Annotated in this window: 17 protein-coding genes; 12 read left to right on the top strand and 5 right to left on the bottom strand. The window is 45.8% G+C overall.

Going from position 1 to position 23,256, the window contains the following annotated elements:
- Positions 1-108 precede the first annotated feature (108 nt).
- The 5 genes from BDE27_RS17910 to BDE27_RS17930 all read right to left on the bottom strand — a co-directional run bounded on the left by BDE27_RS17910 (position 109) and on the right by BDE27_RS17930 (position 8,900).
- Positions 109-315 carry a 2-hydroxymuconate tautomerase family protein gene (locus BDE27_RS17910; protein ID WP_045957420.1) on the bottom strand — a complete coding sequence of 69 codons (207 nt, stop codon included), beginning with the start codon at positions 313-315 and terminating at the stop codon, positions 109-111.
- A gap of 76 nt (positions 316-391) precedes the next feature.
- The gene (yhjD, locus tag BDE27_RS17915) at positions 392-1,369 is read right to left on the bottom strand and encodes an inner membrane protein YhjD (RefSeq protein ID WP_099131741.1); all 978 of its coding nucleotides are present in this window, start codon (positions 1,367-1,369) and stop codon (positions 392-394) included.
- A gap of 138 nt (positions 1,370-1,507) precedes the next feature.
- A complete protein-coding gene (locus BDE27_RS17920; RefSeq protein WP_099131740.1) occupies positions 1,508-5,956 on the bottom strand; it encodes a hemagglutinin repeat-containing protein in 4,449 nt (1,482 codons plus the stop codon).
- 108 nt (positions 5,957-6,064) lie between these two features.
- Positions 6,065-7,756 (bottom strand): ShlB/FhaC/HecB family hemolysin secretion/activation protein, encoded by a 1,692-nt coding sequence (locus BDE27_RS17925; protein ID WP_099131739.1) that lies wholly within the window; start codon positions 7,754-7,756, stop codon positions 6,065-6,067.
- A 625-nt stretch (positions 7,757-8,381) separates the two neighbouring features.
- Positions 8,382-8,900: an Hcp family type VI secretion system effector gene (locus BDE27_RS17930; RefSeq protein WP_099131738.1), complete on the bottom strand. Its 519-nt coding sequence runs from the start codon at positions 8,898-8,900 to the stop codon at positions 8,382-8,384.
- Positions 8,901-9,818: 918 nt separating this feature from the next.
- On the opposite strand from BDE27_RS17930, the gene tssB reads away from it, so the two are divergent.
- The 12 genes from tssB to vasI are packed head-to-tail and all read left to right on the top strand — an operon-like array spanning position 9,819 to position 23,251.
- Entirely contained in the window at positions 9,819-10,316 is a 498-nt protein-coding gene (gene tssB / locus BDE27_RS17935; RefSeq protein WP_099131737.1) for a type VI secretion system contractile sheath small subunit, read from the top strand.
- A gap of 20 nt (positions 10,317-10,336) precedes the next feature.
- Positions 10,337-11,815, top strand: a complete 1,479-nt coding sequence (gene tssC, locus BDE27_RS17940; protein ID WP_099131736.1) for a type VI secretion system contractile sheath large subunit — start codon at positions 10,337-10,339, stop codon at positions 11,813-11,815.
- 2 nt (positions 11,816-11,817) lie between these two features.
- Positions 11,818-12,258: a type VI secretion system baseplate subunit TssE gene (gene tssE / locus BDE27_RS17945; protein ID WP_099131735.1), complete on the top strand. Its 441-nt coding sequence runs from the start codon at positions 11,818-11,820 to the stop codon at positions 12,256-12,258.
- Complete coding sequence (tssF, locus tag BDE27_RS17950; protein WP_099131734.1) at positions 12,259-14,091, top strand: type VI secretion system baseplate subunit TssF; 1,833 nt, start codon at positions 12,259-12,261, stop codon at positions 14,089-14,091.
- Positions 14,055-15,107, top strand: a complete 1,053-nt coding sequence (tssG, locus tag BDE27_RS17955) for a type VI secretion system baseplate subunit TssG (RefSeq protein WP_099131733.1) — start codon at positions 14,055-14,057, stop codon at positions 15,105-15,107. Before tssF ends, tssG begins: the two co-directional genes overlap by 37 nt.
- 5 nt (positions 15,108-15,112) lie before the next feature.
- Positions 15,113-16,408 carry a type VI secretion system-associated FHA domain protein TagH gene (gene tagH / locus BDE27_RS17960; protein WP_099131732.1) on the top strand — a complete coding sequence of 432 codons (1,296 nt, stop codon included), beginning with the start codon at positions 15,113-15,115 and terminating at the stop codon, positions 16,406-16,408.
- Positions 16,392-16,946 (top strand): type VI secretion system lipoprotein TssJ, encoded by a 555-nt coding sequence (gene tssJ, locus BDE27_RS17965; protein ID WP_099131731.1) that lies wholly within the window; start codon positions 16,392-16,394, stop codon positions 16,944-16,946. Before tagH ends, tssJ begins: the two co-directional genes overlap by 17 nt.
- Positions 16,947-16,948: 2 nt before the next feature.
- On the top strand, positions 16,949-18,301 hold the full coding sequence (gene tssK, locus BDE27_RS17970) for a type VI secretion system baseplate subunit TssK (RefSeq protein WP_099131730.1): 1,353 nt from the start codon (positions 16,949-16,951) through the stop codon (positions 18,299-18,301).
- 2 nt (positions 18,302-18,303) lie between these two features.
- Entirely contained in the window at positions 18,304-19,071 is a 768-nt protein-coding gene (gene icmH, locus BDE27_RS17975; RefSeq protein WP_099131729.1) for a type IVB secretion system protein IcmH/DotU, read from the top strand.
- Between the two features lie 9 nt (positions 19,072-19,080).
- Entirely contained in the window at positions 19,081-21,789 is a 2,709-nt protein-coding gene (gene tssH, locus BDE27_RS17980) for a type VI secretion system ATPase TssH (RefSeq protein ID WP_099131728.1), read from the top strand.
- The gene (locus BDE27_RS17985; protein ID WP_099131727.1) at positions 21,789-22,586 is read left to right on the top strand and encodes a Fis family transcriptional regulator; all 798 of its coding nucleotides are present in this window, start codon (positions 21,789-21,791) and stop codon (positions 22,584-22,586) included. Before tssH ends, BDE27_RS17985 begins: the two co-directional genes overlap by 1 nt.
- Positions 22,583-23,251: a type VI secretion system-associated protein VasI gene (gene vasI / locus BDE27_RS17990; RefSeq protein ID WP_099131726.1), complete on the top strand. Its 669-nt coding sequence runs from the start codon at positions 22,583-22,585 to the stop codon at positions 23,249-23,251. The genes BDE27_RS17985 and vasI overlap by 4 nt, the downstream gene beginning before the upstream one ends.
- Positions 23,252-23,256 lie beyond the last annotated feature (5 nt).

Genomic DNA, 23,256 nt, shown 5'->3' on the forward strand with positions numbered 1-23,256 from the left:
TAATCGTGCCTGATATGCGAAAAACGGAAAATGGATTCTATCTATCGTCTTAAGGGGCGGTTTAACCCGCCCCGATTTAAATAATTAATGTTTTCTGAAACCATTAATTTATTTCTTCGCGGCAGCCCGTAACTCAGTCACGTTTTTACCCCCAATGCCCCAGTTATCTGTTTCTACTTCATCAATGATCACAAAAGTCGTTGCCGGGTTTTTCCCAAGTACATCGACCAGCAATTGGGTTGCACCTTCAATCAGTTGTTTTTTCTGCTCAGCGGTGGCGCCTTCACGGGTAATTCTGATGTTCACAAATGGCATAAAAATGACTCCTCTTTGGTTTGTTATAGACAAGTGGGTACAGAAAGAACAGTCTTATTTATTGATATATGGATGTTTATCTGGCTTTCTTCTCTTCCGCAGTGGCGATCCAGGCGGCGCAAAACAGTGTCAGACGAGCGAAAAAATAGAAGAATGCCATTAAGCCAATCACCGAACCAAAAGCAGCACCCGAAGGGGAACTGGCAAGGCGTGGCAGCATCATAGTCATAATATATTTAATAATTTCAAATCCAATTGCGGCCATTAGAGTGCCTTTAAACAGCGCTTTTCTTTCAGGGCGATGACGCGGCAAGATCCACAATATCCAAAGGAATAGCAAATAATTGGCTGAAATGGAAATAGTCATGCCAATTGATGTCCATACCGGCCGGAGCCATTCTATACCTTCCAGTCCGAGGGCGTGGACGATGGTGGCCTGGGCAGAGCCTGCTATGGAAGTCAGCGAAAGGGTGATGACCAACGCAAATAGCAGACCGAATAAGGAGAAAAAGTCGCGAATATATTGAAAGTAAATTTTCTCTTTATCTTCATGATTACGTTCCCAGACATCTCTGGATTGGGCGAGTATTGCCTCACGTAAATTACCAACCCAGTTCATCCCTGAATAAAGTGCAATCGCCAGACCCGTCAATCCCACGGTTGTTCTTTGGTTGATTGCCGTGTCTACGCTGTTTTTCAGGGTAGTGGCGAGAGCGGGATCACTGATGCTGTTGGCGATGCCATTGATCAAACGTGCCAGTAAGTCAGGATTAGAGGCCAATACAAAACCTACGACGGCAAAAGAGAGCATCAGGATTGGGATTAAGGATAGAAACGAGAAATAGGTGATGGCAGCACCAAATTGGCTACCCATTCGGTCGTTGAAACGTTGTGCTGCCCTAATAAAGTGGGCAATAAAAGAAATTCGGCGGATGGCATTGCCAATACGGATGGTTACGGAAAGTGCTTTTTTACTGCCATATAGCCCTTTCTTTAATGGTGTAAGTTCCTTCCCTGTATTGAGTTGTTCCCTTTTTTCATGGTTAGCTGGCATTACATCCCCTGGCGAAAAAATATATATGCGAAAAAAGAGTAACAGGCAAAATGAAAAAGGCAACTGGTCAGGGAACGTGAAGAAGTACGGTAACCTTATATGGCTACCGTACAGAAAATCAACCGTTGATCACGATGATCAATCTAATTGACGCCCCTTAACTTCACTGTGGACTGTCGGAAGTGTCGTATCGTGGTTCTCATTTTTCACAAAAGGTACTTTACCGGAGAAAATATCTTTTTGTGCAGAGGCTGCCAGACCTGTGAAGGAACCTGGTACATCAATGCCTAAGTTTTTGCCTTTATCGTATCCTGCGATAGATTGTTGGTTAATTTGCGGGGTATTCAGCGAGACAGCACCTTGTGCGCTATCAATTTTGCTGCCCACTAAAGAGGTTGTTCCAGAAACATCCAGATTAACCCCTTGAGTACCGGTTAATGTTGTTTGCTTACCTACAGCTTCTCGATCGAGAGTATCGTAATTGCCTTTGAATTTGCCATCGAAGCCCTTGAATGTGGCTTTCAATTGATCTGTCAAACTGGGTGCCTTATCTCCGGTTTGAGCGTTGTCGGCAGTCGCGGTTTCAGTTGTGGCCGTCGCTGGGTTTTCTGGAGAGCCTTCCGCTACGGTAGGAATAGCTTCTTTAGAAGCGGCATCTCCTTTGATGGTTTTGCTATAACCCAAGCCAGCATCCAGACCTACATTCAGGCTATGAGTGCTGTCCTTGCGGCTTTCGACATTGAAATTGCCACCGACGTTGCCCGTTACCTGGTCAGCATCGACATTGGCGCCTTTAAGTGAGGTATCTCCTGCACTGGTCAGGTTGACATTGCCGCCGGAAACCTGTGCGTTACGGTGTGTAGTCTGATCCAGTTGGTTAACGCCAAATTTCAATTCACCGCCAATGTTATATTTGCTATCGATAATTCTGTTGGCCGGATCGTCTGTTGTTGCAGCATCACCTGTCGCACCATCACCCCCTTCTTTGCGGGCGGTAGAAGACATACCACCTTTAGCTTTAGCACCGACATTCCAGCCATTGGCGTTGGCAGTATCCTGAGCCGAAGTCAGTTCGATTTTCCCACGCTGTGCGGTTAAATCTACCTGTTTGCCGGAAACGTTGGCACCTTGTAATGTCAGATTATTGCCTGCATTCAGATTTACCCCTTGTCCACCAGTGATATTGCTGATTTGGGCGGTAGTGTTGTTCTGATTGTCGGTGTTATAACCGCCACCGAGGCTGCCACTGAAATTCTTGCCATCAAGGTTGGTTCCCACAGTCAGGGAAATCTCCCCATTGTAACCATTGCTTTGTTTCTCATTGCGAGTGGTGGCTTGGTTAAACTGAATATTTCCACCTGCATTAACGTTGGCTGAACCTTCACCTGCATTGATTGAAGTGCCTTGATAGCGCGCATCTCTGGTCACCTGAACATGAACGCCGTTTTGGGTGTTGATACTGCTGGTCACTGCGCTGCTGGTGGTGTTGGATGTTTCCTGGTAACTGCCATTGCCTTTGCCATTGACGGAGATATCTGCACCTGTTGTGGTGTAGACGCGCAAGCTGGCATTGCCAGTCGTATCAGCGGCATGAGCGTTTTGGCTGTTGGTTGCCGCTTCACTGGTATGGCTGCCAGCAGTTAGCGAGACACCGCCTTTGTGTGCCTGGTATTGCGTACCTTGGTCATAGATATCACCGTTTGTAGTGACTTTGACATCACCCGCCTTAATGGTAGTCACTACCGCATTAGACTGATGATTGTTGGTGTAACGGCTGTTGCCATTCATCGCCAGTTCAATACCTGCATTAGGCAACCCCGTCTTCGTGATGGAAGCATCCAGTTTTTTATCTGCGGCGGCCTTAGCTGTTTTTTCTACAGGGCGGGTAGTGGCACTGTAATCAGCAGTTCCGCTGATCTCACCACCTACCTGTAATCGATTGGTTGAGCTGGATTCAGTATTGGCCGTTGCCACATTTTTAATGCTACCGGCATTAGCCTGGTAGGAACCTTGCACTTGATGATCCGTACCCTGTTGCTTCAATTCACCCATTGCATTCAGCTCAAGGTTGCCTGAAATCTGGGTTTTCGCCACCTCTGCTGTGGTTCGGCTGTCGGACTTTCCATTGCTGTTGTAAGTTCCTTCAACACCACTGCCGAGTTTGTCCATACCGCCAGTGACAAACACACTGCTGCTCAGTTTTTCTTGTGAGGTTGAGGTTGAGGTGCTGTTTTCACCAGCCAGCAACGCAATGTTATTCCCAGTAATTTTCGCATCGCCCTGGGTTGTGACCAACTTAGAGCCAGTCACGGTGACATTCTGGCCCGCATTTACGCTAAGATGACCCCCATTCAGTTCTGATGGGCGTTGCGTTGTATTTTCATCTTTCTGTTTGTCAGTTGTGTGTTCAAAACCTACGCCAGCACGGTATTGGTTATCTTTCATATCCTTGGCGTAATACTGCCAGTCAAGATTGGTTTTTTCCTGTTGGTACTGATTCTTCTCACCATAATTCAGGATATTGATATTGCCTGACGTATTCAGTTGTAGTTCGCCAGCACTTTTTGTCAGACTGCCAATGACATTGATGTCTTTATCACTGAGTAATTTCAGATCTGCATCAGAAATCAATTGACTGCCGGAAGATTTTTCATGCTTGTTGTGTTCTTGGTTAGTATTTTTGGTGATATTGAAGATGGTTCCCTTTCTTTCATCCACCTCTTTAGAAATATGGCTGACGGCATTATCGATAGTCAGCTGCCCTTCATGGGTTCTAACATAGGCACCTTTTTGGGCTTTGACTTTACTGCCCGTAATGGTGACACCATTTTCACCAGTCAGCAGCAAGAGTTCGCCAGCCGTCACTTCGGAAATATGATGGGTTTCTGATTTATCGCGGTTATCTTTTTTGCTGCCACCAGCAATACCGCCCCAATAGGTTTTATCTTTGGCAAGGATCTGATCATCAACAAGGGATTGCACAGTAATATTGGCTTGTTGACCCGCAGAAATAATCAGGTTTTTGCCTGAGTTAATGTGGGTTCCTGCAATGTCAATATTCCCTTTCGCATCAATACCTAAAATTCCGCCTGCGCTTAATTCATTGCCGGTACTTCTTTGTGTGGTATTGACCTGATTCCAATGACCCGTTTGCAGTGATGCAGAATGGTTCTTTTTATATCCTTTCTCTGAGGTTATTTCTGATTCTATCAGACCTGCCAGCTTCACATCTTTCTGGGCTGATAGGGACAACAGGTTACCGGCTTTGATCTTACTGCCAAGGACTTCTACATTGCTTTCATCGGCGATCAAATGAACATTTTCATGAGCGTTGATGGTATTGCCTTCGTACTGGTATTTTTCACTCTCATTGGTGACATCATACTGCCAAACAAATTTCTGTTGATTATTAGTGTTGCGGTCAAGCTGGTGAAGCTGTTGCCCATCCAGTTTTAGGTTGGCGCCAGTCAGTTTGACATTATCCCCTTCAATATCGGTTGCCATCACTTGGTTGTTTTGTTTGGCCACCAGCGTGATGTTCTTGCCTGCCAATTGGGTACGGGCAACAGATTCACTGATTTGCTTTTGTTCGGTATAAATGCCACTAAAAGTGCTTTGGTGATTATTGCTGCCTGTTTTGTCTGATGAAGATTGATTCAGGCGTCCTTGGGACAGCACATTATTGCCGCGCAAGGTGATATCCCCGCCTTTTAGCGCCGCAGCTTCCAACTTCACATCGCCGTGGGATTCAACATCAATGCCATCACTAGCGGTTATTTTGCCTTTTAAATTGACTCCGCTCCCTTCCGCCGTGTTCAGCAGCCGAATGCGTCCTGCCCGCATACTGCCCAAATAATAGCTGTCGAGTGCGCCAATATCCGCTTGCTGGGTATCTAGGATGCGACCATCGGCCGAAATCTTGTTATTCCCCGTTGTGATATTGAGGTTTTTGGTGGTGATCACCTGACCATTAATGTCAATTTTAGGGGCAATCAGATTCAGCACGTCATTATGGGATAAGCCATTGTTTCTTACATTCAGGGCGTTCAGGTTATCAAAGGTGTTGAAGCCTTGCAGGATCCCATTTTCCACCAGTGGATTACCGACAACCAATGACGCCTGATTGGTATTAATAAAACCACAGCCGTTACAAGTGATACCGTTAGGGTTTGCCAGTATATAATCGGCGGCGATACCAAATATTTCCTGTTCGCCGAGCAAGAATGAAGGGTTACGGCTAATCACCTCATTTAAGATCACACTGGCAACTTGTCCATTGAGGTTACTGTTGGCAGATAATTCCCCTGCCAATTGTGATGTTCCATTCTCCAGGGAGTTATTGAACACCGCCCCCATTTGATTGACGTTGAAGTCTTGGTATTGGTTATGTGATAACCCTGATTCGGAAGGCGCAACGATATTGACTACTGTTGCACCGGTATCAGCTTGCATAACATCCGGGCTGTGGGTGGCATCTCCACCAGGCGTAATATCATTGGCAAAACTGACTGAACAGCTTGCCAGAATAATTGCCATAGCGGCGGCAAGTTTGCCCGTGGGAGACAGTTTAAATTTTTTACTTTTCATATAATTTCCTTATTTGCTTCTTTAATTGCCATGTGCAGCGCTCTGGGGATCATTGTTCTAATAATCCCCACAACTGGCTGCGGTTAAAAAATCAAATGGTTCAAAAAATTAAAAAGTGTAAGAGAAACGGGTTAACAGTTGCATAGGTTCATCCGTGTGCCTATTTTGGTGAGAAAGCAATTTGCCTCGGCTGAACTCAACATCCGCAAACAGTTTCTGATAGCGTAGTGTCAAACCTGCACTTAATCCGGCACTGCTTTTCCAGCCGTCCTGACTGCGATAGCCTTTAACCTGGCCAATATCCACGCCGGTACGCAATAAAAGTGAACCTTTGGCAATGGGGATTGAGTGAGAAAGTGTATTTCTTAAATACCAGCCGTTATCAGCCGATGACACATTTTTGCTGAATCCTCGCACCGCATTACGGTCGGTCACATTGAGCCACTCAACACCTGGTAGCCCATCTTGACTATATTGGGCATAAAATTGGCTGCTAAATTGGTAAGGCATATCTAAGAGTGTGAAACGCTGTTGTAAATTTGCCGATAATTTCCCTTTGATAAACTGCTTATTCAGGCTGGCTGTAGCGGTTTGGGCACCAAACCACGGCATTCCCCGCTCAATACTTATATTGAGGGAGATCAACCCTGAAGGGATAATTTGTAAGTGGTTAATACCCAGTTCGAGGACACTCAATGTCTGGCTACTAACGGTGAGCTTGGCTTCTTGGAAATGGTTGGTGTAATTCTTATAAACCAACTGGGTGTTTAATGTACTAATTTGCGACTGGTTACGATGAAAAACCCAATCAGCGCGAATGCCTGTTTGTTGTGAATTCCCGTACAATTTGGCCGAATGTATTTGTAAACGGGGATGGCTGGTGTATTGGGAATAACTGTTGAATCCACTCAATGTTACGGCTCCATAGGGGAGCGAATAGAGTAGAGTATAGGCGCGATTATATTGGGTATTGGGTTTATCTACGGTACTGGCGCCGCTGAGGCTAACAAAGTCAGATAACCCCAATGGGCTATCGACACTGGCATTGAGTCGCGTGATCCATTTTCCTGTGCTTTTCTGTCCATAATTATCGGTTGTGGTGGTTATTCTCCACGGGGAAGCGTGCCGATTGTGTAGCCTGACGATAGAACCACCATTAACGGTACCCGGTAGAATATCGAGAGTGGTTTTGTTTGATTGCAGGCGATTCGCTTGATCCAGCCCTTGATCAAGTTGATTCAGGTTGAGTGGTTTATTTGTCAAACCTGGGAATAGTGTTTGGCTATTGACCCAACGGTCATCTCCTTCTATCGCCTCGACAAAACCTTCAACGACATTGATCCCCAGTTCGCCATTGGTGTTGGGGGGAATAAACTGAACTCGCGCCGTAATATAACCTTTAGCAATATAAAGGTTGGTGATTTCCGCTGACAGCTTGTTGATGTCATTGCTGGTGATACAGCTATCGGGCAGGGCACTGAGTGTATTCAGATCTCCCAGAGAGAGTAAGGTAATGCCTTGAAGATAAACCCCATTAACCGCCAAACAGGGCGGTGCTTCCATCACTACGGGTGAAACGGTTTGTGGAGAAACGTTATCTGTGCGATTAATCAATCCTTGATGACGGCGCTCTTCAATTAATTGGTCTATTTCCCGCGAACTATCCTGTAAGGTTCTTCTTGCTTCATCTGTAGAGAAAGCGGTTTCATCTGTAGGGAAAGCTGGATTAAGCGCATCAGGCGATGCGTTCACCTGAAATGCAGTACATAATAAGATGAAGATTGTCGTCCTTTTAATCATGGGAATACCCAAATGACAATAGTTGATGGGAAATGTATCGTGTTGGGTTAGGCTTAAACATCCTAGTCTATTAATTAAGCATTAGAGCATAGAAAATCTTTTATGTTGTTCTGATTAACAAATGTGTTTTGTTAAGAATTATAATTTCTAGTTATAAATTTACATTAGTGATTTATGATAATTCATTTTAGTTATGTATTATCTCAATGTGAAGAATTAAGTGAAATTTAATTTGGTTAATCAATGTATCAGCAGAATAATAAGGTGTAATTAGGAACTTTTTCTGTATTTCTGGTCTATTAATTTAAAAGTTTTACTTATGGAGTGTTGATGAAATATATTGAAGTGGAAGAAATGTAAAAGGTAAGAACAGATATTTTTTAGTCAGATTGTTTGGCTGAAAATTAATCATGCATGTAATTATAAATTCATCTATCTTTATTTATTGTGAAAATAATTACTATATGAAAATCTGACATCGGAAAAAAATCAGAAAAATAAATATAAAAAAGAAAAACAGGAATTAAAGTAAATTGGCGGGAATTTTGAGATGTTAGAATGATTCAGCCAATGAATAATATTCATTGGCTGAAAGGTTACTACTTAATACTTAATTAATAAGATATTAAGCAGAAATCGGTGCGCGCCAGTCGTCAGAACCAGAAGTACCCGCAGTAGTGTGTTCCCAGGTAATCTTACGATAAGCAAGAGATACACGAACTAATTGAGTGAATTCTGATTTAGCTGGATCTTGGCAGTGTGGCATTTTGCAATCGATATCAACGATAGTTGCATCTTCCAGTTTTGTAGTAAAGAAATGCTCTTGTTTACCTTCGATTGAAGTACGGTACCATTTCAATTCTACAGTTGGCAGCATTTCGCCAGAAGCCAGAGCGTTGTACAGCAGAGGAACTGATTTATTCAATGCAACGGTAAAGCGGAATGGCTTATGCGCACGCTGACCAGAAGGCTGTCCTGACTGTGGATCAGTTGGGACAGTGACAATGTGGTCAAATTCTTGCACCAGCATTTCGTCTTCATGACCCTGAACAAAGATATTACCTACGGATTCAGCAGTGAATGAGCGAGCGGTAATATGGCCCTGAGTTTTACCACGGATGGAAATATAACATGGAGTTGGCATATGAATATCCTATAAAATTTACCAATATTAGTGTAAGTGTTCATTCCTTGCGTGATTATTCCATATGTTAATCAAATGAAATTATCGCTTACCAAACACTCGAGGCGAATAATAAAGCTGAAATTGTCTGATGCAAAGTCATTTGAAAAATGCAATATTCACTCTAATTCAATGACAAATAATAATTTTATAATTATTGCCGTTACAAAATTTATAGCTGATTTTTTATAAACAATAAGCCTATCTAACTGGTTTAAAAATGAGCTATGACTTTTTGGTTTTTTTAACTTTTTGATATTTCTTGTTTTTTATTTTTTTGTTTAAATGTTTTTCATGATCATTTGAAAAGTGTTATCTAGATCAAAAAAATGAAAATAACCTGGATTGTTATGACACATAATTAATCAAGATAAAATAAAAAATGATATTGATGATGATTATTGATAACGGCCTATAAGGTTATATTTTATTCAAGTGAAGATGAAAAATATTTCTTTTAACGCAAATTATAGGTAATCGAATTACATACTCTTACAGAGAGTAAAACCAAACTTTTCTCTATTTTTAGAGCAAAAAAATGTTTATAACTTGATATGGGTTTTGATAGGAAGATTAAAAGCTTGAATAGAGGTCTTTATCAATTTGTGTTTAGGCTTTACATCAAAAAAATAAAATGTCAAACTCGAACTTGACGATTTTTCGTATCGATGTTATTTCCACGATTGGATAGGGTATATCTGATTATTTAACTATATGTTGATATAAAACTATTCGTACCTTCAAATATAGTTGTCTTCTTTATCTTATTTTTTTAGGAAGATCTTCTGTATTTATTATATGGGTGAACATTGGAATCATTCTCTCACCAATAATGAGTTGTTAGACAGTTCATGGTTGTATTAGCCAAAGGATTCAAATATGAGTAAGAATAGTCCAGGTAGCGTAGCTCCGAAAGAAAGAATTAATATTAAGTATGTTCCTAATAATGGTGACCAGACTGCAGAAGTTGAATTACCTCTGAATCTTCTGGTTGTGGGTGACTTGAAAGGAAAAAGCGAAGATACGCCAATTGAAGAGCGGCAGGCAGTTTCTATCAATAAGAACAACTTTAATGCCGTAATGAATGAAGCGAACATCAACATAACTTTTAACGTTCCTAATCGTCTTGATGGAAAAAGCGAAGAAGATATGCCGGTTAATCTGGAAATAAAATCGCTGAGTGATTTTTCACCAGATAATATCGCGAAGAAAGTACCTGAATTAAATAAACTTCTCGAACTCCGTGAGGCATTGGTTGCATTAAAAGGTCCATTGGGAAATATCCCAGCATTTCGTACTCGTTTGCAGTCACTGCTGGATGATGAATCCGTTCGTGAGCAACTCCTGAAAGAACTTGAAATCGTCAATAAAAAATAACTGGTTAAAGGAATTTTTAAATGGCTCAGCACGAAGAAAACAGCACAGCTATTGCTTCTGGCGCAACGACTTCCTTGCTTGATGAAATTATGTCTCAAGCGAGAATGACTCCAGAAAATGACGGCTACTATATTGCTAAACAAGGTGTTGCTGCGTTTATCGGTAGCATCCTGGATACTGGCTCTAACGACGAACCAGTCAACAAACTGCTTGTTGATAAGATGATCGTTGAGTTGGATAAAAAGCTAAGTGAGCAGATGGATGAGATCATGCACGCTAAGCCGTTCCAGGAATTGGAATCTTCCTGGCGTTCACTGAAAATTTTGGTGGATCGCACTGATTTTCGTGAAAACATCAAAATCAACATCCTTCATGCCACTAAAGATGAACTGTTGGAAGATTTTGAATTCTCCCCTGAAATTATTCAGTCCGGCTTCTACAAACACGTTTATTCCTCAGGCTATGGTCAGTTTGGTGGTGAACCTGTTGCGTCCGTCATCGGTAACTACGCGTTCAACAATACTACGCCTGATATTAAATTGATGCAGTATGTCAGTTCGGTTGGTGCGATGGCTCATGCGCCATTCTTGTCTTCCGTTTCACCGGAATTCTTTGGCATTAACAGCTTTACTGAGCTGCCTGCTATCAAGGATCTGAAGTCCGTCTTTGAAGGCCCTTCACATACTAAATGGCGTGTGCTGCGTGAGTCAGAAGATTCACGTTACTTAGGTCTGACCGCACCCCGTTTTTTGCTGCGTCTGCCTTATTCCAGTGTTGAAAACCCAATTAAGAACTTCAACTATCAGGAAAATGTCAGCCGTGACCACGAACATTTCTTGTGGGGCAATACTGCGTACTTGCTGGCTAGCTGCTTGACTGACAGCTTTGCTAAATACCGTTGGTGTCCAAACATCATTGGTCCACAGAGCGGTGGTGCAGTAAGCGATCTGCCAGTTCACCTGTATGAAGCAATGGGTCAGATTCAGGCGAAGATCCCAACAGAAGTTTTAGTCACTGACCGTCGTGAATTCGAACTGGCAGAAGAAGGCTTCATTACCCTGACCATGCGTAAGGGTAGTGATAACGCAGCGTTCTTCTCGGCAAACTCGGTTCAGAAAACAAAAGTGTTCCCAAATACCCGTGAAGGGAAAGCGGCGGAAACTAACTACAAGTTGGGCACCCAGCTTCCATACATGTTCATCATTAACCGTCTGGCTCACTACATCAAAGTGTTGCAGCGCGAACAGATTGGCGCCTGGAAAGAGCGTCAGGATCTGGAACGCGAGCTTAACATGTGGCTGAAACAATATATTGCTGATCAGGAAAACCCACCAACTGACGTTCGTAGCCGTCGTCCTCTGCGTGCTGCTGAAATCAAAGTGCTGGAAGTTGAAGGCGATCCAGGCTGGTATCAGGTAGCGATGCAAGTTTGTCCGCACTTCAAATACATGGGGGCAAGCTTCGAACTGTCTCTGGTTGGACGTTTGGATAAGGAATAATCATGGCTGCGCTGTACAGTTGGAACAGAGGCAGCTCTGCCAGTCTGTTCGAGCGCATTCAAGGGAAGAGCTCCGGCTCTTCTCGTCAATCAAGGATGCGTGCACTACTTGATTCTATCAAGAAGCATTTGAATGAAGTGCTGAATTCCCGTCCCGGTGCTTGCCAAAGTGCCGTTGATTTAGGGGTCATTGATCTCAATGATGCGACCGCGACATCGGTGGATTTCAAGCAAAGTATCGAATGGGCGATTGAAGAGTGCATCAGAAATTATGAGCCAAGAATATCAGCGGTTTCTGTCAGCGCCATCAATGATGATTCAGATCCGTTGCTGTTGAGCTTTCATATCAGCGCTGAAATCTCTCTGGATGATATCAACGATCTTGTGGAATTTAGCATCCAGCTGGATAACAACCGGCGCTATTGCCTGGAGCGAACTCAATAAATGTCATTTGAAAAATATTTCAGAGATGAGTTGAACTATCTGCGACAACTGGGGAAAGAAGCCGCAGTTGAGCGCCCTCATCTTGCCGCATTTTTGTCAGAACAGGGTTCTGACCCCGACGTTGAGCGTTTGCTTGAAGGTTTTGCCTTCCTGACGGGCAACTTGCGGGCAAAGATTGATGATCAATTCCCTGAATTGACCCACGGCCTGCTCAATATGCTGTGGCCGAATTATCTGCGTCCAACGCCCAGTATGACCATCATCGAGTATACCCCGGATGAAAGTGTGGTGACGAAAGCGACACAGGTCAAGCGTGGCACACAGATTATGAGCCATTCGTTGTCGACTCAAGATGATATTTATTCGAACGAAAAATCGGACGGCAAAAAAGACGATCATGATCGTTGTACGTTTACGCTATGCCGTGATGTCTGGCTTTTTCCACTTTCTATCCGTGACATTACCGTCAATAACAGTAATGAGACCGGAATTATCGGTCTGGATTTTACGTCGAAAACAGAACTGAATCTGCATGAGTTGGAGCTGGACAAACTGCGTTTTTATTTAAGCGGTGATAACTATACCACCTCCCAACTCTATTTCTGGCTTTGTTACTACTTCAGAAAAGCAGAGTTGGTGGCAGGCGATACCGTGATCCCTCTGCCAGATTTTGATTTTGTGCCTGTGGGATTTGAGCGGGAAGATGCGTTACTGCCTTACCCCAAAAATGCCTATATGGGATATCGCATCTTGCAGGAATATTTCTGTTTCGCGGAAAGTTTCCTGTTTTTTGATGTGAAAGGCTTCCCGGAACTGCCGGAAGATCTGAAGACCAAAGATTTCAAACTGAATTTACATTTTTCTCAGGCATTGCCACCAGAAGCCAAGATTCGCCATGACACTTTTCGTCTGCACTGCACACCCGCAATCAACCTGTTCCCCATGGACAGTGAAGCAATTGAACTCAATGGCAGCCAGACTGAATACCCATTGAAAGCCAGTTACAGCTTTCCAGATAACTACGACATTTTCTCCGTTGATGGCGTAGAAAGCTGGCTGACAGGGGAAAATGGTGAACGCAGTCGTGCCCGTATTGGTGATCGAGTTTATACCCCGTTTGAAAGTTTCAATCACCAAATAGATAACGAAAATGAGCGTTCGATGCGTTATTACCGTATTCGGGTGAAAGAGTCACCTTTCCGCCGGGGATTGGAACATTTCATCTCATTGGTACGGGGAGATGAGGCAGATTTGCTCAGGCTCAAGCTGAAAGAAAATGTTTCGATCAGTTTGACCTGTACCAACCGTGAACTGCCTTTAGAGTTGCGGGTTGGCGACATTAATTACCCCTCAATCGGCAGCCCGTCATTTGCGACATTCCGCAATATTACGCGGCCGTCAGTGCCTCTTTATCCCTTGTTGGATGGTGGTTTGCACTGGTCACTACTATCAAATATGTCGCTCAACTATATGTCATTGCTGGATAAGGACGCACTGAAGCAGGTGCTGCGTACCTACGATTTCCCAAGTATTCATAACCGACAGTCCAAGCGTTCATCGCAAAAACGGCTTGATGCTATTGAAAAAATTGAAACAGAGCCGACAGATCGTCTGTTCCGTGGTCAGCCTGTACGTGGATTGCGCTCAACACTGTATATCCGGCAACAGGCATTCAACTCAGAAGGCGAGCTTTATCTATTCAGTACGATTCTGTCACGGTTTTTCTCACTGTATGCCAGCGTCAATGCGTTTCATATGTTGAAGGTAATCAATTTAGATAATCAGGAATGTTATGAATGGCCGGTACAGATAGGTCAACACTCGTTGATGTAATCACTGAACAGGATCCTGCCACGCCGCTGGCATTGGATATCTCACAGTACAACTTTTACCAATTGGTTGAGCTGCTTAATCAGTTAGCGGTAGCGTGGGATAAAACCGGAGAGACAGATCGTCCTGATCTGGAATCTATCCGTTTCCGTTCCAGCGCCAGCCTGGCATTTCCGACCCGGGATGTCATCTCGCTTACGCAATCCAAAAAGGGATACTTCGAACTGGAGGTTTCCTTTATGGGATTGCATGGCAGCCAGTCCCCGATGCCAGGCTATTATCTGGATTCACTGGCATGGGAAGAGGCCCAGGGGGAAAACCGTCTGACGGATTTTCTCAACATTTTCAACCACCGTTTAATTACGATCCTGCATCAGATTTGGCGGAAATACCGCTATTACATTTGTTTCAAGAAGGGTGGAGAAGATTATTTTTCCCAGCGTATGTTCTCTCTCGTTGGGTTAGGCAGTGATGTCAACCGCCGGATGCTGAACATCAACCACAGCAAAATGCTGGCGTACGCTGGATTGCTGGCAAGCCCCGGACGCTCGCCAGAAGTCATATGCAGCCTTGTTTCCCACTGTTTTGATTTGCAGGACGTTACGCTGCACGGCTGGCAATTCAGGAAAGTCATCATCCCGGTGGATCAGCAGAACCGTCTGGGGGTAACCAATAAAGGGCTGACAATTGGTGATACCAAGTTATCGGTATTAGGAGATAACTTCACCATTGGTTCTTGGGTTGGGGATTATAGTGGTAAGTTTTTGCTTAGTATCAATGACTTACCTCGTGATCGGTTCCTCTCATTCCTGCCTGATGGCAAAAACTATCTGCCGTTGGTGATGTTCATATCTTTTGTCATGCGCAGCCAGTTTGCTTGGGAACTGCGTCTTAGTCTGGCTGAAAATCAGGTCAGCGGTATGGTATTGGGGGCAAAGCAGAATAACCATTTGGGGTGGACCAGTTTTCTCGGCGAACCGGAAAAGAAACCCTCTGTCATCATTTCAGTTATGGAATAACGACCATGGAAAAACATCAACCAATCCTTTCATTGCGGGTTCTTAACAGTGAACAGCTAGAAAGTGGTAAAGCCGCCAACTGCCAGTTCTCGACACAGGGGGGTACGGTCGGTAGTAGTGAAAGCCACCTTTGGTCTGTGCAGGATCAGCAGGGCAATGTCTGCCCGTCACAATTCGCCATTAAATGGCAGGATGGGGCATTTTGCCTGCAAGTATTTGCTGAATCAGTGCAAATCAACAATGCAACTTTGACGCCTGAGTCGGGTTTGATCCTGTTACAACAAGGTGATCAAATCAAAGTAGGGAATTTGTCGATCAAGAGCCATATCAGTTTTTCTGAGGCAGATCGTGTTGATCCTTCAATGATATCCCCCGAATCGTTGGTTTCCAGCTATAGCAATCCGTTGGATGCCATGATGGAAGGTGCACCCGTACAAAAATCTGTGTTTGCCCACGATGAAGGCATTGCTCCAACGGTTATGCATCGTTTCAGTGATGATCCGCTACGGGTACTTGATAGCGAGAGCTTGACTACATTGAAACCCAAGGTTGAGGCTGATGATACGGAACAACTTTTGCCGCCGGATCATTACCAAAATCCCCCATTTGCTAACCCTATTTCTGATAACCGAGGCAGTGTTATGGATCAGGAGTTCCTTGATTTACCAGACATCGATTCCGACAGACAGTACGAAAGTATGGATGTTGACCATGTCGCCATTACTCCGCTCATGCGTGGGCTGGAAGCTCGTTTGCCTTTGCACGACAGCCAGCAGGCGAATGATTTTCTGCAGGAGATGGGTAAGACCATGAAAGCGGCCATTGAGGGGTTATTGGCCCTCCAGCGTGAACAACATGGGTTGCGTGATAAACAGCTCCGGCCTATCGAAGATAATCCACTGCGCCTGAATATGGATTATGACACGACTATGCAGGTGATGTTCTCTGATCAGAAAAGCCCGGTTCATCTCTCCGCTCCAGCCGCGGTAGCGGAAAGCCTGCAAAACCTGCAATTACATTATCAGGCTAACCGAATTGCCATCTCTGCTGCACTGGACACCATGCTGGAAGCTTTTTCTCCAGAGCAATTGCTCCGTCGTTTCTCACACTATCGTCGTAGCAACGAAGTCAGGAATAAAGACGCATCCTGGGCTTGGGAAATGTACACCAACTATTACCGCGAATTATCTTCCAGTCGCCAGCAAGGATTCGAAAAATTATTCCGCGAGGTGTATGAGCAGGCTTATGACCGCGCATTGCGTCAGGGCTTGGAGGAATCCAGCAATGACACATTCCGCTAGTCGCCGTATATGGGCTGTAGGGATTTTATTGCTGTCAGTGATGTTGCTAAACGGCTGTAGCAGTGCATGGAACGCAACAAAAAAAGTGGGCCAGGTCATTTGGGACCCTTCCACACCGGTAGGTAAACCCGATGAGCAGGCTTCTGTTGCCAACATTACATTGCTGGCCGAACCCGACATCAACCCCAATGAAAGTGGTGAAGCGGCCCCTGTTGAAATGCATTTGGTTTATCTCAGTGAGGATTCGCGCTTTCTGGCTGCCGACTATGACCAGCTTGATAGCGATAAGCTCGAAAAAGCACTGGGGAAAAACTACATCGATCATCAGGATTACACCCTGTTACCAGGGCAATACAAGCCTCTGGAACAGATCGCATTGGAAAAGAAAAACCGTTACATCGGTGTCATCGTTCACTATGCAGATGCAAATCAATCTGAATGGAAAAAGATCATCCGAGTAAAAGACATCGGTCGCCATTACCACATCTTGGTGCATGTCAGAAATAACGACGTCGAACTTAGAAAAGAGGAGGAGTAATCATGCCAGGCAAAAATCGGGTGATTTGGCACGAAGGATTATTCATCAAACCACAACATTTTCAGCAACAACAAAAACATATTGATTATCTGGCACATAGCCTTGTTTCAGTATTGACACCTTATGCTCACGGTTTCAGCTCCCTGAGCATCAATGATGATTTGCTCAAACTGGGCCGTATCGGGATTAACGAAGCCAGCGGCATTATGCCTGATGGCACCGTTTTTTCTGCCCCTAGCCAAGATTTACTGCCAAAACCGTTGGATATCGAAAATATCAATGACCTGAAAAGCAAAGATATTTATCTGGCGTTGCCAATGTCCAGCGATACCATTCGGGAAATTGCTGATCAGGGTGCAGAAACGCAAAGTGCAGTGCGTTATCGGGAACTTTCCACTGATGTCCGTGATCTTCACACCAAAGGCGGCGATTCCTTTGCCCTTAACCTTGCCCAACTGACGCCAGTTCTGATGCAAGGCTCTGAGGACATGAGTGCTTACACCACCATTCCACTGTGCCGCATCAAAGAAAAGCAAAAAGATGGCAACATTGTTCTGGATAACGAATTTGTTCCGACCTGTTTGTCGATCTTCGTGGCCGACAAGCTCAAGCGTTTCATGGTGGAAATTGATGGCCTGCTGACCGAGCGCTCAAGAACACTGGCTAAACGCATTGGTTCGCCGGGTCAGCAAGGGGTGGCGGATGTCGCAGAATTTATGATGCTGCAATTGCTCAACCGCGTTCAGCCGTTGTTCAACCATTATGCCAAACAAACCGTTTTGCACCCACTGCATTTATATACCGAGCTACTCCAGACTTGTGGCGAGTTGAGGACGTTCACCGATGCTAGCCGCCTGCCAGGGGATATATTGGCGTATGACCACAATAACCTGACCGATACCTTCCAGGATGTGATGCTCGCAATTCGTGATGCGTTGAATGTGGTTCTGACCCCACGTGCAACTTCAATTGCGCTGAAACAGAACGAAGGTGGCATTCGTGTGGCAACGCTTCACGACAACGATCTGTTGCGCAAGTCCGAATTCGTACTGGCAATCAGTGCCAGCACCCCACAGGAGCAGCTGCGTCGCCAGTTCGTCCAGCAAACCAAAGTCACATCGATGGAAAGGATCCGCGATCTGGTCAGCGTCCAGTTGCCGGGCGTGCCATTGATTGCCCTGTCCGCTGCGCCTCGCCAGTTGCCGTATCACTCTGGATATACCTACTTCCGTCTGGATCAGAAGAGTCCGGCGTGGAAAGAGATCCAGCAAGGAAATTCCATCGCGTTCCACGTATCAGGGGATTTCCCTGACTTAGATATGCAGCTCTGGGCTATCAGGGGCGGTAAGGAATAATCATGAGTGATATCAATGTTGACAGTCCGTCACTGGAAAAGTCTGAAACGCTGAAAACGTTTCAGCGCCAGTACCAGCTACCGTTGCGTGGTGAAAGCCTCAACCCAATGATCGATGCCGCCACCCCTTTGTTGGGGATGGTCTTGCGTTTGCAGGATATGACTGATCAGGCACTGCCAGACAAGCTTTACCAACAGGTTGTTACTGACATTCGAGCCATTGAGCAGTATCTGCAAACCAAGGGTTATGAACCCGGCGCGATTGTTTCATTCCGTTACGTACTGTGCACCTTCATTGATGAAACTGCGTTGGGGCACGGCTGGAACAGCCAGAATGGCTGGTTGAAGCAATCACTGTTGGTGCACTTCCACAATGAAACTTGGGGAGGGGAGAAGGTTTTCGTATTGCTTGAACGTTTGATGGGAGAGGCACAGCGCTACCAGCATCTGCTGGAGTTCATTTACCTCTGCCTCTGTCTGGGGTATCGCGGGCGCTACAAAGTCAGCACCCAGAAAAGCGATGACTTTGAGCGCTTGTTCCGTCGGTTGCAGCAACAGCTTCACTCACTGCGCGGGGATACTCCGCCGACCACGCTATATGTCAACGTCAACGAGAGTAATGCGCGTTATCGTTTGAGCAGACGATGGACTATCAAGCACCTGTTTGTGATTAGCGTGGGCTTGCTGGTGGCTGTTTACAGCTTTTATGCCATTCGCCTCGGTGATCAGACCCAAGACATATTAAAGCAGCTAAGTAACTTATTGAGATAGGAAGTCGCCATGATCCAGATTGATCTGCCTACCCTTGTAAATCGTTTAAACCCGATGACGCGCCATGCACTGGAAGCTGCTGCGGCATCCTGCGTCAGCCTGCAACAACCTGAAATCACGGTTGCGCAGCTGCTGCTCCAAATGATCGATACGCCACTCAGTGATGTGCGACTCATCCTCAGTAAAGCAGACATCGATAAAGATCTGCTGAAAGAACAGCTCGATCAGGTAATGACGCACCATCAATCGCTTGTGCAGACCTACCCAAATTTTTCCCCAATGCTGGTGGAGTGGTTACAGGATAGCTGGCTGTTGGCTTCCACAGAGATGCAGCACACCGAACTGCGCAGCGGCGTTATGCTGATTGCGTTGTTATTCAGCCCACTGCGTTACTTGGCACCACAAACGGCGCGTTTGCTGGCAGGTATCAACCGCGAATTATTGCGCCAAGACTTTGCAGAATGGACAAATGGTTCGGCTGAGCAGCCTTTTGCGGACAACAGTAATAAAGATGGGCAGGGCGTACATCCGGCAAACAGCGACAGTTTGCTGGCACGCTTTACCCAGAACATGACCGAACAGGCACGTCAGGGCAAGCTTGATCCGGTTTTATGCCGCGATAACGAGATTGATCTGATGATTGACATCCTTTGTCGTCGCCGTAAAAACAACCCCATCGTCGTGGGTGAAGCGGGGGTCGGTAAAAGTGCCCTGATTGAAGGTTTGGCATTGCGCATTATTAACGATCGCGTACCGGAAAAATTGCGCAACAGTGAACTGATGACACTGGATCTGGGAGCATTGCAGGCAGGGGCAGCGGTTAAGGGCGAATTTGAAAAACGCTTCAAAGGTATCATGGCTGAAATTAGCCAATCGGCAAAACCAATCATCCTGTTTATTGATGAAGCCCATACTCTGATCGGTGCGGGCAACCAGGCGGGAGGTTTGGATATCTCCAACCTGCTGAAACCTGCTTTGGCACGTGGTGAGCTGAAAACTATCGCAGCCACCACATGGAGCGAATACAAGAAATATTTTGAAAAAGATGCAGCATTGTCCCGTCGTTTCCAACTGGTGAAAGTCTCTGAGCCAACAGCGGATGAAGCAACCGTCATCATGCGTGGCTTGCGTGCCATTTACGAGCAGGCGCACGGCGTGCTGATTGATGATGAAGCCCTAAAGGCCTCGGCGGTATTGAGTGACCGTTACCTTTCCGGTCGCCAACTGCCGGACAAAGCCATTGATGTGTTGGATACTGCCTGTGCCCGTGTTGCTATAAATCTGACTTCACCCCCGCGCCAGATCTCCTCATTAACTACCGACCTGCACCAGATGCAAATGGAAATCGACGTGCTGGAGAGGGAGCAACGCATGGGATTGAACATCCATACTGAGCGATTGGAAGAGTTGCAAAACCAGCAGAAAGACGTTCAGCAGCAACTCACCGCGCTGGAAATTAGCTGGCAACAGCAGCAAGAGTTGGTGAAACAAATCATCGAACTGCGCCACCAATTACTGGCTGATGATTCTTTCGTTGAAAATGCGGTTGAAGAGATTACCGGGGATGAGGATAAACATGAAGCGACTAAGCCAGGCGAGACAACAGAAGAAGCCGAGGTAATAGAAGAAGTCGCCGACGAACAATCCTTGATCGAAAAACTGGCGACACTCAATACGCGGTTGGCAGAACTACAGCAGAAGCAAACGCTGGTTTCCCCACATGTGGATAAAACCCAGATTGCGGCGGTGATTGCTGAGTGGACGGGCGTACCATTGAACCGCTTGTCACAAAGCGAACTTTCCATTGTCACTGAATTGCCTACTCACTTGGGACAAAGCATCAAGGGGCAGGAAATTGCGATCCAGTGCTTGCACAAACACTTACTGACTGCTCGGGCAGATTTGCGTCGTCCGGGGCGTCCTCTTGGGGCATTCCTGTTGGTAGGGCCAAGTGGCGTCGGTAAGACAGAGACCGTCCTGCAAATTGCGGAACTGATGTTTGGTGGCCGTCAATACCTCACCACCATCAACATGTCCGAGTTTCAGGAGAAACACACGGTTTCCCGTCTGATCGGTTCACCTCCGGGTTACGTAGGATATGGCGAAGGTGGTGTACTGACCGAAGCCATTCGCCAGAAACCGTATTCAGTTGTCTTGTTGGATGAAGTGGAAAAAGCCCACCCTGACGTACTGAACCTGTTCTATCAGGCTTTCGATAAAGGGGAACTGGCAGATGGAGAAGGACGCATTATCGACTGTAAAAACGTCGTGTTCTTCCTGACGTCAAACCTGGGCTATCAAACTATCGTAGACAATGCCGAACAGCCAGCGCAGATCAACGACCTGCTTTACCCTGAATTAGCGGCATTCTTTAAACCAGCACTGTTGGCGCGTATGGAAGTGATCCCGTACCTGCCGTTGGGCCATGAAACGCTGAAAACCATTATTCAGGGCAAACTGGCTCGACTGGATACCCTGCTGACCCAACGTTTCAACGCAGAAGTCACCATCAGCGATGAGGTGTCCGAAGAGATCCTGCAACGTGCTACCCGCGCGGAAAATGGTGCCCGTATGTTGGAGTCCATCATTGATGGCGCACTGCTACCGCCAGTTTCATTACTGCTGTTGCAGAAAATGGCTGCGGGTACACCAATCAAGGCCATTCGCTTAACCGTGGTTGAACACGAATTCCATGCAGAGGTTGAGGAGGCAGAATAATGAAACAGCGGCTGAAAAGCGCGTTAGCGTTATTGGAAAATGACACTGTAGAACAACTGGTTGACCATTTTTTGCAGATCAGCCATAGCTCGCGTTTTGATGCCCTGTTGGTTTTCCTGCTGAACATCAACGAAAACAGGTTGGAATGCTACAACTTGCCGGAGACTCAGCAAACCAGTTCGCGCCGATTGCAAGTGGACATTGATGACGTCAATAACCCGTTGATACAGGTATTACGCAAGGGAACCCCAACTGTTTGGGATTTCCTTAATCACGGGGCACGCATTGACGAGCCATATTTCCGCACGTTTATTGCAGAACTTCCGCATAACTGTGGGTTGTACGGCATTCCCCTGTTTGATTGCAATGGGCAGGCTTGTGGTGTGATCGCTATCTTTGCCGAAAATGTCCGCTATTTCATCAACAATGAAAACATGTTCGGCATCTATTGCCATGTCATGCAGCATCGCCTGAAAAAATTGCAGGAACTCGAACAACTGCGCGGGCAGTTACGCCAAATCCGCCAGGTATTTCAGGTTCAACGCCAAAAAGAAAAACAATTGGATGAATTGCTTGCTTCCCTGAGTGAATCGAAAAACCCGGCGGTGGTCAGCAGTATCTCCGTGGATTACAGTCATATCGATAATCTGCCAAAGGCCATAGAAGAATTTGAAAGCGCCGTGTTGATTCAACGTCAGCGTCAGTTTGGCAACGACACCAGATTGATCGCACAAAGCCTGGGTATTGCTCAGCGGACGTTGGTTTACAAACTGGCTAAGTACGGGTGTAGATTATGAATATTGTTTTAATTATCAGTTCATTGCTCGCTTCATTGATAGGGAACCCCAAGCTTGCAGAGGTGGCAGAACCAAAGGAAGTGGTTGCGGTAAAGGAAGAGCAAAATTTAGATGAGTTGCATAAATGCCGCTTTGAGCCGTCTCCTCTTATTCGGCTGGCATGTTATGACAGAGCGTTGAATAACCTCAAGTTCAAAACGGTGCAAATCCCTATCGAAAATATGGGACCTCTATGGCGGCAAGCGATGGAACAGGAGATGAAACGTACCGATTACTCTACCAGCTTCATTATGACGCAGGGAGAGAATGGTGCGGCACCGATTATCTTGACCACGCCCGCGATTGGAGTGCCTCCCCCACGTCCCGTATTAATGTTCAGTTGCATTGACAGTATCACCCGCTTGCAGGTAGCACTGCCTAAGCCCGTAGAGTCAGGGGTTGTCACCGTGGCGACGGACAGAACTGAGTACCGTACTGAATGGTTCGTGCGGGAACAGGGTTACTTATGGGAATCCAGCCGTGGTTTACCGGGCATTGAAGAAATCAAGCGCCTGATGAACAGCGACCGGATGAGTATTACAGGCAGTAATGGTAGCCAGATAACCTTTAACATTTCTCAGTTGGAGCAGGCAGCGAAGCCATTACGTGCTGCTTGCCGTTGGTAATCGAC

This window comes from Xenorhabdus ehlersii (genome assembly GCF_003610465.1).
GTDB classification, from domain to species: Bacteria; Pseudomonadota; Gammaproteobacteria; order Enterobacterales; family Enterobacteriaceae; genus Xenorhabdus; species Xenorhabdus ehlersii.